Genomic DNA, 12930 nt, shown 5'->3' with positions numbered 1-12930 from the left:
CGATGGAAACCACTACTAACGACTCGAGCGCGGAAACGCCCCGAATCGTCCTCGAGAACTTCAGCGAGGGTCTCGAGCGCGACCGGATCATCGCGACGCTGAAGAGCGCCGGAATCCGGCGGGAGGCGATCCATGTCGAATAGACTCGCGACTGGGCTGCTGGCGCTGGTCGTCCTCGGCTCGCTCGTCGGCTTCGTGGCGATCGGCACTGCACAGTCGTCCGAGTTCACCACCAACGAGACGGTGACCGTCTCGAATGATTCGACTCCGATCAACGTCTCGGTCACGTGGAACGAATCCGTCACGGACCCGGCGAACACGTCGGCGTTGGTCACGTTCTACAACGAGACGGAATACGCAAACGACCCGGCCAACGCCACGATCGTCCTCAAGGACACGATCGGGGCCGACGCTGGGAACACGACGACGGCCAGCTACGACGAGAATGCCAGCGGTCTCGAACTGGACACGGATTACCGAGTCATCGTTTCGGGCGGGTCGGCGATCGACAGTGCATCAGTTGAAGACAGCTCTGGCTACCTCGGCGGCGTCTTGCCGAGCGGCGGTGACTCACTCGGCGGCGGGATACTCGTCGGAGGCGCGGTGATCGGGGTCGCCGCAATCGGTGCGGCGCTCTGGACCATTCGCGACTAAGAGATACATCAATGATTCCATCAATCTTTGACAGTACGGACGCTGAGTTGTACAGACCCGCTTCGATAGCTGGTACGGAGGTGGCCTGATGTCGGCCCATCGGCCCATAGCCCATCGCGCCTTTACCGTCCTGCTCGCGTTCCTCCTGGTCGGCTCGGCCGTCGCCCCGATCGGGGCGACACAACCAGCGGCGGCACAGTCGAGTCCGACGCTCCCGAGTGGTTGCACGACGGCGGACTTCCTGAGTTTCTCCGGCGGTGTCGGTAGCTGTCCTACGTCGTTCCTGAATCAAGAGATCAACGACCTGCAGGATGCGAACGACATCTATAATTACGGTTTGAACGGAATGGCGGGGACCGAGGCCGCCTTCACGTTCTTCGATAATTACCTGAATGATACGCGGTCTCCTGCACGGATGCGGATGCAGGTAGCTGTCTCTCAGGCGTACCAGAACGGTAGTTCTGAGATCAAGGCAACAAGCGACGCTCGGGCCGCAGTTACGGAGTATTACACCGTCAAAGAGGAGAATCTTCTGCGAACCTATAACACATCCCTCCATCTTGCTGATGGGATGGTCCAGCGGACCGAGACTTCCGGCTTCGACCCGAAGAATACGACCCGTCTTGTCGGGTCGAGTTCTGAGGGGTACTCCTATTCGTTCACTGGCTCCTTTCGGATCGTCGGCAGCACGACCGTTGAGTTAGGGGACAACTCGACCACGGTCCAAATGCCGGTCATGGAGACGACGTTGGGCTCGATCGGCACTCACAGTTCGTATGGGAAGGTGAATGTCACCTCGACGGCCCGATTCACGCTTCTAAACGCCACGGATGCGCACACTCTACAGTTTGAGGATACCGACGGTTCTGAGACAGGGAGTTTCGATATGTCGTTTACTCAGATCAACCTGCGGCACGCAGTCGATCCGGCGACCTATCCGAAGCACGTCTATCTGGACGTGTCTAAGTTCGAGAACCGACGATCTACTATCACGGATCAGCGTGACGAGATGCTGAACTACTCGGAGAGCTTCGTCTCTAACACTTGGTCCGCCTACGAAGAAGGCCGGATCAACGCAAACGACGTAGTCAGCCGTCTTACCCAACTTGAAGGATTCTCGCAAGATGCCGTCGGCGAGAATGCAACGATGGACGACGTTGTCGTCGCCCTGTCCTCGATGGGGCTGGCGACACCCGACCTAAATTCGACCGGATACATGAGCGTGGAGTTCACGCCGGAAGCCGGCTCTAATCCCGACCCGATTACTCAGGAGGGAATGCTGTTGTCGTCGTCGTCACCCGAGAGTGGTAGCTGGTCCGCGAACACTACTTATACTCCGAGCGAAATCGAGAACTCGACGCCGCTGATGATGGCGACCGACACCGGCGAACAGTACACTATCAACGCCTCGGAAAACGTAACGCTGTACGAGATCGTAGATACCGACGGAGATAACGTCGAGAACACAACGACCGACGAACTCCCCGAGAACTACGACACTGTCGATACTGCGCAGCTAATCAGTGACCTGAACACCTCTCTCCAGCGGATTGAGGAACTCGAGCAGCAAAAGCAGGAAAGTGAGGAACAGGAGGGCGGGATCGGGCTCCCGTCCATCGGCCTCCCAGAAGCCGGGGGCGCGTTCGTCGGGCTCGTGGTGATCGGCGTCGCAGTACTGGCCGTCATCGGAATCGTCACACGGGGAGGGCGACCATGAAGCGGGCAGTCGCTTTCGTCATGGTCGCGATCGCGGTCGCGATAGGCATGGGCGTGGGCCTTGGGCCGGTCGCCGCGCAAGAGCAAGCCAACGAAACAGCGAACCAGACCGACCAAGAGCCGGTGGTCGACCCCGAAGGCGACAACGCCCTTCGGACGATCGACAACCAGACGCGAGTCACTGACTGGAGTTACAGCCCCGGCCGGTTCTCCCTCGAGATCGAAGCCGACGAGCCGACCACGATCAGCCTCACTGAGTCAGGGTCGTTCGAAGAGGACGCGGAGAGCTTCAACTACGCCGAACACGAACTCGAGGAAGGAACGCAGACGGTCACGTTCATGGTCGCGCCGCGGCAGGGCGGCAAGGGCGCGGCCGTCGCGATCGCCACACAACAGTCCCTCGAGAACGGCGGTGGGGCAGTCGTCTCAACCGGAACGGTCCAGAGCAACCCGTTCAGCAACTTCGGGGGCACAAGCGGGCTGTTCTCCGGCGTCGCAATGACCGTGGGCTTCGCCGGGCTCGGTGCCTGGTATGTCGTCCGCTCGGAGAACGACGGGGTGGTCGAAGCATGAGCCTCGATACCAGCGGTACGTTCGGGAGCTGGCGCGATCGCCTGACCTACGTGTTCGCAGAAGCCCAGTTACTCGTCTTCGCCGTGCTGTTCTCGGTCGGCGTCGCGATCCTCTGGTTCCGACCCTCGATACCGGGAATCCCGCCGATCGCAGTCGGCTGGTTCGCTGCGGCGATCCTCCTAGGGCCACCGCTGTTCGCGATGTTCGTCAGCGGAGCCCGGAAGCTCCGCAACCGCCGGATGGTCGACGTGTACCACATCAACGGCGTCGACGACACCCGCCGGAAGCTCTACGTCGCGCCCGAGGTGTGGTCGGAGAAGACCGTCGAGGGCCCGTCGCCGTACAACTGCAACGACGGCGATGCCTTCGAAGTCCGCGAGTTTACCTACCACGAGGACACCGGCCAGCTCGTCGTCCGCGGCTGTTACTTCAGCCAACTCGCCGACTCCAAACTCGTCACGATCAAAGCCATGCTCGAGGACATCCACGGCGATCTCGTCGACGCCTTCCTCGAGTACAATCGACTCCGTGGTCGGATCTCGAAGATGGGTCTCGAGATCCAGAGCGACGTGATCAACGAGGAAGCCGAAGCCGACGAGCGCGGGCTGATGAACCCGCGGACGACGGTTAAGGACCGCTTCGAGGCGGCAAAGCAAAGCGCCGAAGAACGGGACGTCGACGAGATCAAAGATGTCTCTCAGTACGTCGACGACTACACCGAGACTCACGGCGATCGGACGCCGGTCGAAGCGGACGAATCGGCACCAGAACAGCCTGCAGCGACTGACGGAGGGACTAACCGATGAGATACATCCACGACGGGAAACTACGGAATCGGACGATCGATCCGCCGACCGTATTCGTCGTTGATGAGGCGGCCACTCCCGGAATCGGCCGGACGAATACCGCACTCAAGACGGCACTCCTACACCAGCGCCGAACGACCTCGAGCGATCGACACCAGTGGAGGTGGACCGATCGATGAGCGACGAACAGGACAACTTCACGGTCGGCGGCTTTCGCGAGTACCAGGACGACAACCTCGAGCGCAATCCCGACGAGGTCCTCCCGCATTCAGGGTTCGTCCGCGACGAACAGATCGATCGCCAGATGACCGTCCGGGCTCTCCACCATGATCCCGACCGGTGGGAGGGGAAGGCAGCAGCGACCTATATGGACGTGCAGAAGAACCGTGATATCCTCCGCGGGGAAGGCAGCCACACGGCCCGCGACGCCCTCGAGAACGGCGATACGCTCACGCTAAAACACTACATCGGCGACCCGAGCCAACAGGCCGACCTCTCGGGCATCAAGGCGATCACCCGACTGCAGGAGATCGTTGCCGGGCCCGCGCCCGTGATCGTTGTGCTTGGCGAAATGGGAGCGGGCAAAACGAACCTCGCATGTCTGCTCCTGCAGCTCCGTGACCGCTGGGTCGACGGCGATCTCCTTGTCGGCTCGAACATCCGGACGCTCCCGAAACGACGATTGGGTCCGCGACGACGGCACCGTCGAAGACGGCTGGATTCCGAACTTCCCGCTGCTCGAGGAATGGGTCGGCCAAGACGGCGACCCGGTCGAGAACCCCCAACAGCCGAAAGCGTTCGTCGGTGACGAGTTCTCGACGAACGCCTCGGGCACCGGTTCGGACGGCCAGAAGGTCCGCAAACTGATGGGGCCGCTGGTGTTCAAGATCCGCAAGTACAACGGGATGCTCATCTACATCGGCCACGACGAGAGTTCGATTCACCCGATGCTCTGGCGCGTCGGCACGATCATCAAAAAGCCCGATCGCAACAACAAGGGCAAGGCGATCGTCGCCGACCGGATCTCCGGCGGCAAACTGCAGGATGTAGACCCACGACCGTTCACCGGTATCCCGCCCGCGGACTTCGAACCGCACACGAACGACGAGGCCGACTGGTCGTGGTCGGCTCCCTCGAGCAAGGACGACGGCCCGGCGATCGCCGAAGACGAGGTGAAACGCGTCGCCGCCTGGACGATGGAAGAGTGCCGTCAACAGGGAATGTCCGCCCGCGAAACCGCCGAGTTCGTCCCGTACAGCCACGCTACCGTCTCGAACTGGTGGAACGATATCGATGAAGGCGGCGAGAAGCGCGAGTGGGTTAACACCGTCGAGCGGGTGATCGCATGACGGCGTCGGGGTGGAAAGCTGTAAAGCGTAACCTGCCCCCCTTTAGAGAGAGGCCCACCGCCCACGGCCCACCGCGCTCGCTCCCGGTCGGGAGCGAACGGAGAGCGATGGGCCCGCCGTCGCTACAGCCAGCGGAGGAGGATATATATCAGCACGCGGAGCGCGTGTGTAGCCACCAGAAAACCGACATTTTCGAAGGGCGATTTCGAAGAAATCGCGACGCGCGTCAGGGAGGGCGATCGCCGTGACGGTGACGCTGCTCCGGAACCTCGCGTTCGTCGCTCGATTCACCGCCGTCGATCTCGCCCACCAGCTCCGGCGCGACCTCGAGCGGGGCGTGTTCTCGAGACAGACCCTCGGGTTGATCGGCGTCGCGATCGCCGTCGCGGTGTTCGCGCTCGGGCAGGGTGCATGGTTGGTTGCGGTCCTGTCGCTCCTACTCGCCGGGTTCTTCACCTACGGCCCCGCTCGAGCGGACCGACGCTGGCGTGACGACCGGAGGGAACCGTGAACCGCTCGAAGCGCGCGAACCACTTCGGAACCGCCGTCGAGAAACGAATGGCCGAGAAGCGTCGGTTCGACCTCGAGCGGGCGAGCTGGCACGACGCCCGCTTCGGGAACGGGACGCCAGTCGAAATCAAGAGTACGATGCACGAACACGCGGACGGCCAGCCCGGCAACTGGAAGGTCTATCGTGAGTACCATGAGAAACTCCGGCGTCACGACGGCTGGTACTGTTTCGTCGTCTACCGACCACATGGGCGCTCGGGCTGTACGATCCTCCGCGACAAGATGGTCCGCGCGGGCGATATCCCGCTGCTCCGCTGGCACGGGGGCGGCGATCACCGCGGGACCGAACAGGCGAAGGTTTCGATCGACTCGATCTTTTAGGAGAGAGTGTCTAACCGGCACCGTTTGCTTGTTTCTAATCCGGATGGCCAACAGGGCTATTGTAGTCTAACTTGAAGTCACGGACGGCGAGGCACGATTCAGTCGTTCCCGACAGAATCCGCCGACTCCGAGACAAGCGGCACCTCGCCGATGAGATCGTTCCGACACCAATGGCCACATTGACAGCGATCTCAGACCCTCCGATTGATTCCCATCATCGGAAGGGGGCTCAAACGCTGGCTTCCGCCGGCGTTTCTCGAGGGACCGATTCACTCTGTAGTGACGACGATCTCGTCGTCGATATCGAACGTCATCGCTCGCGTCGACAGCGTCTCGGCGATCTCCCGCCGCTGCTCGAGGGTGAGGTCGTCGCGCTCGAGGACCTGGCGGGCGGCCTGGACGAATTTCGGAACGTCATCGCAGGCGCTCACGACCGCTTTCGTCTTGTTGCAGTCGTAGAAGTCAGCTGCCCGTTCGATCGCATCCCGTCGGTACGCGTAGTCGCCGTCGGTCCTGATTCGCATGCTCGTACACACGACCCCCGAAATCCTAGTTTTTTCGACTCACTGGACGGCCCATTTCGGCCCACAACCGGCGGAATCTGTCGGATAGTCGGAGACGAACGACGGTTCAAGCGACGGATCGACTCGAGATATGCACACGAGGTGTCGCGACTCGTGTGCATATTCGGGAATCGGATTCTGTCGACGTGCGACCCCAGGGACCGAGAAACTAGATCCGATCAACAGACTCTACTAGATTATTTTGCTATTTTGCATTAAGGTACTCGCGATATAGAACCGAGGACGTCAAAAATATGCCAAATATGAATATAAATGAAACGAATGTAAGCAGGAGGTATTCAACACTGTCTAATCCAGAATTTAATCCTCCTGCAAATAGTTCATACTTTGAACCACCAACACGAATTGTCCCTGCAATATTAGCTAATAGTATTGCTGTTACTAAAAAGTCAGTAGTAATCTCGCAACAGCCAATAACACGAAAACTCATATCTCAGTTGGTAAACCTTGGCTGTAAGCATATACAAGAAATGAAAGCCCTATCACAAATAGGGGGACAAATCCAAACCCAGAAACCAATATACTCGACAGTAATCCAATAACACCAATCCCGATTGTGGCGATTATGACCGCTAGATAGATGTCTTCGAGACTGCTTTGGTGATTGTCTTCTCTATTCACGTGATGTCTAATACTGTTGACTCCTCTGTCAACACGCCCACGTAAATCTCTTCGCTCTTCTTGTGCTTGCTGCTGATTATCCTCTAAATGAGAGAGTTTCTGGAGTATTTTTTCATTCACATCTGAATCGGAACCACCACTGAAGTCTCTAGGGTCCGGTGGCGACTGTGGATCGCTATCAGTATCAGAATCGGCACCTGACATATCTTATCCGAGAATAGTCTATTTGAGGTATAATTCTGTCGGTTATAGAGACTCTTCTTCGTCCTTTTCTTCTTCGTCTTCTTCTTCGTCCTCCTCTTCATCCTCTTCCTCTTCAACCTCGCCAACCCCAATATCAACGATTAAAACGGGAGAATTATCAACCTCTGTTTCCCCTTCTGAATTGATGACAGAGAATTTTGAATATTGCTTAACCACACTTTTCACCTCATATCTCTCCTCACTTATTATATCCAGTTCATCTCCCTCTTCTTCGTTTTCATAAATATCCATGTCTGAAAGATATATCTTTTCTTCTTCTTCTGGTATCGGTAAATTATTCGACGTAAAACTTTCTATAGTTTCCATTTCTTCGTTTATAAACCTGAAGAGTATCCCTGCAGAAGAAGCAGTACTAGCGTTACTGTCCATGCTCCGCTGTTGAATAGACTTGACTGTAATTCCTTCGAATATTAGCAGCATGAGATACAATATTCATGTGGAGATTCTCGTACTGGTAATCACGAACGTCGCTTGTCCCTGAAGTCCAATAATTCATCTCGATGTACCCTCGTGTACTCGCGAAGACTGGTCTTTGAAGAGACGAAGCAACCTCTGTTTCATGTGCTTCAACTGGAGATTTGCGCGCGGAGGCAGGGCAGGGCGCTGTAATTTTTTGGCGCTGTCGCCTTGGCGACACCCGCCAAGGGGGCTTTCGCGCGAAGCGCGAAACGACCCCGCCGGCGTTGCGGTGCGATCGCGGTGCCGACCCCGCCCTCGAGGGACGGACTACAACCAGTGTTGTCTAAGCATCGCTGTTAGTCAAGCGAACTTGTAGAAAACAGCGAACGCGAGAGTGTTGCCACTACGCGGGCCGGTTCAGCGATCCGCAACAGCACCGACGAATCCAGTTTCAGTCCCGCCGCCCGGAGTCTTCCAGGTAAGCTCGACACCGCGGAGGACGGTCGGGTCGTTCCCCGACTTCGACCACTTCTCGAGGGCCTCGGTGGCGATCGTCGCGACGTTCTCGAAGCTATCGGCCTTCAACCGGGAGAGGATCGTATCGATCCGCATCCTCCGCGGGTCGCCGTTCTCGTCGAACTCGAGGTCGGCGCCGTTCGTCGCGAGCCACTCCTGGAAGGGCGACGACTCCGCGACGTGATCGGCCAAGCCCATGATGTGTTGCATTCGGTCGGCATAGCTCTCGATCGCGTACTCAGCCGACTCGACGAGCGCCCGCAGTTCCTCTCGGTACTTCCGGGCCCGGAACGACACGTCGCCCTGATCTAGTTCGAGGATCTCACCGAGGTCTGATATCGCTCGGTAGATCGTCGCGGGGTGCTTCCCGAGCTGGTCGGCAAGGTCGTCGACGGTCGCACCGCCGTCGGTCGCAACCGTCTCCGAAACGTCGCGGGCGGTCTCGCCCATGTCCCGCAGCGTCGTCATCAACAGGTGGTCCGTCTTCGCCTCGAGGCGCGGCGTCGGATCCTCGTAGAGTTCGACCAGGTCGTCGCGGGCGACCGCGTCGAAGTGATCGTCTGCGACGTAGACACCGCTCCCGTCGGACCCGAGCGGGATGTCTTCCCAGTGGAGCGCGTTCAACAGCGTCTCCTCTATCTGCTCGGTGACCTCGTGACGATCGGCCCACGCCCATGCCTCGCCGTCGTTCATCGACTTGTTTACCAGAACCTCCACCTTCGGATGGTACGACGGGTGGTCTTTCGACACCGCGTCCGGATCGGCCAGCTGGTAGATCTCGAACTTCCGCCCGTACGTGTGGCCCGGCAGTAGCTCACCGGCCGACGTGGGGTTCAAGAACAGCCGGTTCTGGTGGTTGACGATCTCCTGATTGTCGATGTGAAGCTCGGCCTTCACTCCCTCGAGGTCGGAGAGATAGTGCGCGACTTTCTGCAGGACACCGGCCGACGAGAGCTTTTCCGCCCACTCCCGACGGATCCGAACGTAGCGCTCGTATGCCCACATTCGGCTCGCCTCGTGCGGTTCAGTTCGGAAGTACTCAGAGTGAATCCGCTCGCCGGCGTGATCGAAGATCGCCCCGAAGAACTCCGGCAGCAACTCGAGGCCCCGATCGGGCTCGATGTTGCTGGTGTGGAATTCGACGTCGACGCCGTCGACTTCGCCGACCTGATTCTCCCACGGGAGCTGCAGTCGCTCACCGCTCTCCCAGTGGCGCATGTTCGGGAACCGCGGGCCGATGTTGTACGACGCTTTCCGCTCACCGCGCCCACGACCCACGATATCCCACTCGTAGAGCCGCTCGGCGTTGATCCCGTCCGATAGTCGCGGCGCAAACCCCGACTTACTGTAGCTGACTTCGAGGTGCCAGGGCTCGCCGTCGATCTCGGTGTCGATCTCGAGGTAGCCCTCGAAGGGCGGCCCGAGCATCACCGATGACAGCGCGTCGTAGGGACCGCGACCCCAGTCGGGCCACTTCCATCGGCCCTCGATCTCGTGCGGGGTCGTCTCGACCTGGGACACCGCTACTCACCCCGCTCACTCTCGAGCAACCCGGTTAGGACCGCGACCGGGTTCCACCACGTCGCGCCCTGGCACGGGTAGCAGACGTGTTTGAACGACGTGCAGTCGCTCGCCTCGAGGGTGGTCGGATCGGCATCGGGTTGATCCAGTTCCTCGAGGCTGGCCCGCTTGACACGGGTCCGCCCACAGCCCACACAAACGGCGTCGACGGGGATCCCGGACTGGCCGGCCTCGGCGCTGGCCAGCTCGCCCTCGAGGTCGCGGTCGTCTTGATCGGCGTCGACGCTCATCGCTGACCACCGTCCTCGATCTCTGCAGGGTCGAACACGCGCGCCCAGCTGAACTGAACGTATTCCTCGCTGCGACCCTCGCCGGCCGACCGCCACCCGTCAGTAATCACGCTGATGAGGTGGTCGACCTGCGTCGCCGGGACGATCTTCGCGGCGATCAACTCACGATCGTGGGGGGCACAGACGGCGAACAGGTAGACCCCACCACGCTCGAGTAGTTCCTCGTGCTGTCCGCGACGCGGCTGAAACCGACCGCGGCGCTGTTGCTCCCCGTAGACGACGGCGACGCTCTTGATCTCGACCGGCGTCCCTGACTCGAGGACGACGAGACCGACGAACGGGAGTTCGGCGCTGGGTTCGACGAGGTTCTCGGCGATCGCATCGTAGTGCGGCGATTCCGTATCCGGGACGTACCGAAGTTCATCGACGTACTCGAGGACGACCGACTCGGACCGATCACCGGCCTGTCTCGAGGCAGCGAGTTGGGACTGCTGAGAACTCATAGCGGCCCCTCCCGCGCGTTCCGAACCGCGCGCGTACACTCGGGACAGAGTCGGCGAAGCGCGTCGACGCGGTCACCGCACCGTTCGCACTCGTCGGATTCGACGAGGCGGCTCATCGGTCAGCCCCTCCATTTCGCGTAGAGTTCTCAGAATCTGAAGGTGAGCGATCGGTACCCGGGTGTATGGAACGGACGTCCCACGGCTCTGGCTCTGCATCTTTTGGCTGGTAAAGCGGGTGAACCGGGTGCCCTGCCTTCGTTGTGTCGAGTGCGTAGAGGTCGGCGTCCAGTATCTCTCCGACCTCTCGGCCACGTCCGTACAGGTCACCGTTTGCTCCCCACGCGGCGACTACCTTGTCAGCGAACTCGCAGACTGCTTGGAGTTCGTCGTCGTTCCGGCCTCCAACAGGATCCGGATGTTCTCGAAGTTCGTCAGGGTCTGTCGCACGCAAAGCAAACAGGTTGCCGACCGTGATCGAGCCGTATCCCCAGTCCTTCGCGTAGCCGATACAACGCCGGATCGTTGGGTCATCTTCTGTCTCGTCGGCTGTGCTGGGGTTCAGCATAATCCAGCCGAGTGTGGGCTTGCTTTCGTCCCACTTCCGAGTCAGTGTGTAGCGATAGTCACGATGCTCGTCGAACGTCGCGTAGTGACGGTCATCTTCGAGGAGCGGGGATTGGTCAGTATCGCTCGAGGGCTGTCCGCCGTCGGTACAGATCTCTCGGTCCTCGAGCGCGCGACGAACGTCGGTGTCGGTCGCTTGATGGGCCGGATGGGCGATGGGCGTCCGGCTGTCGACATCGTACAGTTCGCTCGCCCGGACGAACCCGCTACGCATCGGCCTCTCCCCCGTGGCGACCCTCGGAGGTTTCCGGATCGGGGACCGCCACGTCGACACCAGCGGCGGACCCGCGGCTCAGTCGGGCGTACGTATCGCAGTCGCCACAGCGGTGGGCGCGGTCCTCGTCGTCGCCGAAGACGCGACGGAACCGGTCCGTCACATGAGTGCCACAATGGAGACAGGTAGACTGTGTTACCTGTCTCGAGAGTGTGGTACTCACGCCGACCACCCCGGATTTCCTTCGCTGAAATCACGGGACAGCGCGGACCCGAATTCGGCATCGTTCGTCCCTCGATTTTCTACGGGGGTTTGTACGGGTTCGGTGTCCGCGTATAATTCGGTATCAGTCGCGAGACTCGCGACTAACCGGGTAATTCGAAACGTTACAAGAGTCGAATGGACTCGCGGGGATTTGAACCCCGGGCCTCTTCCTTGCGAAGGAAGCGATCTACCACTGATCTACGAGCCCTCGAACGTTCATATCCGTGGTTTCTATTTGAGGCTTGTGTTTCGAAGCGGGATCGGGACACACCACCACGGTCGTGGCTCGAGCCGGGTCGTCGCTCGCAAAACGCGGTTGTCGTGATCGGGGGTTCCCTCGGTGCGACGGCACGAAGCGACGGTCGTCGCGATCCACAGTCGGTCACCGGGAGACGACCCTGCTCGGAGTTCAAATCCTCGTGGCGTCCGAGCCGTCACTCGACCCGACCGCGAGAATGCGCGCCCGTCCGGCGACGGCACCGACGAGGAAGCCGACGAAGTGTGCGAGCAGGGCGACGCTGGGCGAGGCGGTCGCGACGGTGACCGCGACCGCGAGGCCGACGACGACGAGCGCCGACAGCCAGGGCGGGACGTCGACGAGCGAGCCCAGCCCGCTCGAGAGGCGATTCGACGCGAGGAGGTAGCCCAGCAGGGCGAAGACGGCGCCGCTGGCCCCGAGGACGCCGGGCGAGGGCGCGACGGGGATCAGCGGTACCGACGCCAGCAGTCGCGTGAGGACGATCTGGGCAGTGCCGGCGGTCGCACCCGTCACGGCGACGAAGGCGTGAAAGCGGGCCCGCGTCGTCGCCCGCGCGACCGGCCAGCCGAAGACGATCAGGGCGAGGCCGTTCGAGACGAGGTGGCCGAGGCCGTCGTGGGCGTAGACGCTCGTGACGATCGTCCACGGGTCGGCGACCAGCGGCGGTCTGAGGACGAAGAACGTTCCCATCACGCCGACCAGCGCGGTCAGCCCCTGGACGACGAAGACGAGGACGAAGACGGCCAGCACCTCGAGGACGGCGCTGCTCGAGCGGGGTCCCGACTCCTCGCTCCCGGAGTCGGGTCGCAGGTCGATCGTCGATTGGGACGTGGAGGGACGGGCCATGAGGGGAGTTGGGACGGCGGTGGGCAAAAGTCCCGG

The 12930-nt window shown here is 60.6% G+C and carries 16 protein-coding genes, 1 tRNA gene and 1 pseudogene; 8 read left to right on the top strand and 10 right to left on the bottom strand.

Going from position 1 to position 12930, the window contains the following annotated elements; translation table 11 throughout:
- Nucleotides 1-2: 2 nt before the first annotated feature.
- The 8 genes and pseudogenes from NP511_RS13495 to NP511_RS13460 all read left to right on the top strand — a co-directional run bounded on the left by NP511_RS13495 (nucleotide 3) and on the right by NP511_RS13460 (nucleotide 5989).
- Nucleotides 3-143, top strand: a complete 141-nt coding sequence (locus NP511_RS13495; protein ID WP_158413756.1) for a hypothetical protein — start codon at nucleotides 3-5, stop codon at nucleotides 141-143.
- A complete protein-coding gene (locus NP511_RS13490) occupies nucleotides 133-654 on the top strand; it encodes a hypothetical protein (protein ID WP_049965911.1) in 522 nt (173 codons plus the stop codon). The genes NP511_RS13495 and NP511_RS13490 overlap by 11 nt, the downstream gene beginning before the upstream one ends.
- A gap of 88 nt (nucleotides 655-742) precedes the next feature.
- Nucleotides 743-2371, top strand: coding sequence for an Env/VP5 family phage fusion protein (locus NP511_RS13485; RefSeq protein WP_049965910.1), 1629 nt, complete (start codon nucleotides 743-745; stop codon nucleotides 2369-2371).
- A complete protein-coding gene (locus NP511_RS13480; RefSeq protein WP_049965909.1) occupies nucleotides 2368-2943 on the top strand; it encodes a DUF8063 family protein in 576 nt (191 codons plus the stop codon). Before NP511_RS13485 ends, NP511_RS13480 begins: the two co-directional genes overlap by 4 nt.
- Nucleotides 2940-3749 carry a hypothetical protein gene (locus NP511_RS13475; protein WP_049965908.1) on the top strand — a complete coding sequence of 270 codons (810 nt, stop codon included), beginning with the start codon at nucleotides 2940-2942 and terminating at the stop codon, nucleotides 3747-3749. Before NP511_RS13480 ends, NP511_RS13475 begins: the two co-directional genes overlap by 4 nt.
- A gap of 175 nt (nucleotides 3750-3924) precedes the next feature.
- Nucleotides 3925-5098: pseudogene (locus NP511_RS13470) on the top strand (hypothetical protein).
- Between the two features lie 244 nt (nucleotides 5099-5342).
- Nucleotides 5343-5609 (top strand): hypothetical protein, encoded by a 267-nt coding sequence (locus NP511_RS13465; protein WP_084158286.1) that lies wholly within the window; start codon nucleotides 5343-5345, stop codon nucleotides 5607-5609.
- Complete coding sequence (locus NP511_RS13460; protein WP_049965906.1) at nucleotides 5606-5989, top strand: PD-(D/E)XK family putative nuclease; 384 nt, start codon at nucleotides 5606-5608, stop codon at nucleotides 5987-5989. Before NP511_RS13465 ends, NP511_RS13460 begins: the two co-directional genes overlap by 4 nt.
- 269 nt (nucleotides 5990-6258) lie before the next feature.
- On the opposite strand, the gene NP511_RS13455 is transcribed toward NP511_RS13460, so the two are convergent.
- From NP511_RS13455 to NP511_RS13410, 10 genes are all read right to left on the bottom strand, one after another.
- Nucleotides 6259-6513, bottom strand: a complete 255-nt coding sequence (locus NP511_RS13455) for a DUF7692 domain-containing protein (RefSeq protein ID WP_049965905.1) — start codon at nucleotides 6511-6513, stop codon at nucleotides 6259-6261.
- A gap of 486 nt (nucleotides 6514-6999) precedes the next feature.
- A complete protein-coding gene (locus tag NP511_RS13450; protein WP_136396895.1) occupies nucleotides 7000-7398 on the bottom strand; it encodes a hypothetical protein in 399 nt (132 codons plus the stop codon).
- Between the two features lie 42 nt (nucleotides 7399-7440).
- On the bottom strand, nucleotides 7441-7827 hold the full coding sequence (locus NP511_RS13445; protein WP_158413755.1) for a hypothetical protein: 387 nt from the start codon (nucleotides 7825-7827) through the stop codon (nucleotides 7441-7443).
- A gap of 447 nt (nucleotides 7828-8274) precedes the next feature.
- Nucleotides 8275-9894, bottom strand: coding sequence for a DUF7845 domain-containing protein (locus NP511_RS13440; protein ID WP_049965903.1), 1620 nt, complete (start codon nucleotides 9892-9894; stop codon nucleotides 8275-8277).
- Nucleotides 9895-9896: 2 nt separating this feature from the next.
- A complete protein-coding gene (locus tag NP511_RS13435) occupies nucleotides 9897-10184 on the bottom strand; it encodes a hypothetical protein (RefSeq protein WP_049965902.1) in 288 nt (95 codons plus the stop codon).
- Nucleotides 10181-10687 carry a PD-(D/E)XK family putative nuclease gene (locus NP511_RS13430; RefSeq protein ID WP_049965901.1) on the bottom strand — a complete coding sequence of 169 codons (507 nt, stop codon included), beginning with the start codon at nucleotides 10685-10687 and terminating at the stop codon, nucleotides 10181-10183. Before NP511_RS13430 ends, NP511_RS13435 begins: the two co-directional genes overlap by 4 nt.
- A 112-nt stretch (nucleotides 10688-10799) precedes the next feature.
- Nucleotides 10800-11525 carry a DUF1643 domain-containing protein gene (locus NP511_RS13425; RefSeq protein ID WP_084158285.1) on the bottom strand — a complete coding sequence of 242 codons (726 nt, stop codon included), beginning with the start codon at nucleotides 11523-11525 and terminating at the stop codon, nucleotides 10800-10802.
- Nucleotides 11518-11757: a DUF7563 family protein gene (locus tag NP511_RS13420; protein ID WP_049965900.1), complete on the bottom strand. Its 240-nt coding sequence runs from the start codon at nucleotides 11755-11757 to the stop codon at nucleotides 11518-11520. The genes NP511_RS13425 and NP511_RS13420 overlap by 8 nt, the downstream gene beginning before the upstream one ends.
- 168 nt (nucleotides 11758-11925) lie before the next feature.
- Nucleotides 11926-11997, bottom strand: a tRNA-Ala gene (locus tag NP511_RS13415).
- A gap of 201 nt (nucleotides 11998-12198) precedes the next feature.
- A complete protein-coding gene (locus tag NP511_RS13410; RefSeq protein WP_049965899.1) occupies nucleotides 12199-12894 on the bottom strand; it encodes a rhomboid family intramembrane serine protease in 696 nt (231 codons plus the stop codon).
- Nucleotides 12895-12930: the final 36 nt, after the last annotated feature.

Source organism: Natrinema thermotolerans, from assembly GCF_031165565.1.
Classification (GTDB): Archaea; Halobacteriota; Halobacteria; order Halobacteriales; family Natrialbaceae; genus Natrinema; species Natrinema thermotolerans.
Note: the sequence above shows the minus strand (reverse complement) of the source record. Positions and strands in the feature narration are given on the sequence as shown.

What these genes read in the sequence shown, in the direction of transcription:
- NP511_RS13495 (WP_158413756.1), top strand. Translation starts at nt 3, where the DNA reads ATGGAAACCACTACTAACGACTCGAGCGCGGAAACGCCCCGAATCGTC.
- NP511_RS13490 (WP_049965911.1), top strand. Translation starts at nt 133, where the DNA reads ATGTCGAATAGACTCGCGACTGGGCTGCTGGCGCTGGTCGTCCTCGGC.
- NP511_RS13485 (WP_049965910.1), top strand. Translation starts at nt 743, where the DNA reads ATGTCGGCCCATCGGCCCATAGCCCATCGCGCCTTTACCGTCCTGCTC.
- NP511_RS13480 (WP_049965909.1), top strand. Translation starts at nt 2,368, where the DNA reads ATGAAGCGGGCAGTCGCTTTCGTCATGGTCGCGATCGCGGTCGCGATA.
- NP511_RS13475 (WP_049965908.1), top strand. Translation starts at nt 2,940, where the DNA reads ATGAGCCTCGATACCAGCGGTACGTTCGGGAGCTGGCGCGATCGCCTG.
- NP511_RS13455 (WP_049965905.1), bottom strand. Translation starts at nt 6,513, where the DNA reads ATGCGAATCAGGACCGACGGCGACTACGCGTACCGACGGGATGCGATC.
- NP511_RS13450 (WP_136396895.1), bottom strand. Translation starts at nt 7,398, where the DNA reads ATGTCAGGTGCCGATTCTGATACTGATAGCGATCCACAGTCGCCACCG.
- NP511_RS13445 (WP_158413755.1), bottom strand. Translation starts at nt 7,827, where the DNA reads ATGGACAGTAACGCTAGTACTGCTTCTTCTGCAGGGATACTCTTCAGG.
- NP511_RS13435 (WP_049965902.1), bottom strand. Translation starts at nt 10,184, where the DNA reads ATGAGCGTCGACGCCGATCAAGACGACCGCGACCTCGAGGGCGAGCTG.
- NP511_RS13430 (WP_049965901.1), bottom strand. Translation starts at nt 10,687, where the DNA reads ATGAGTTCTCAGCAGTCCCAACTCGCTGCCTCGAGACAGGCCGGTGAT.
- NP511_RS13425 (WP_084158285.1), bottom strand. Translation starts at nt 11,525, where the DNA reads ATGCGTAGCGGGTTCGTCCGGGCGAGCGAACTGTACGATGTCGACAGC.
- NP511_RS13410 (WP_049965899.1), bottom strand. Translation starts at nt 12,894, where the DNA reads ATGGCCCGTCCCTCCACGTCCCAATCGACGATCGACCTGCGACCCGAC.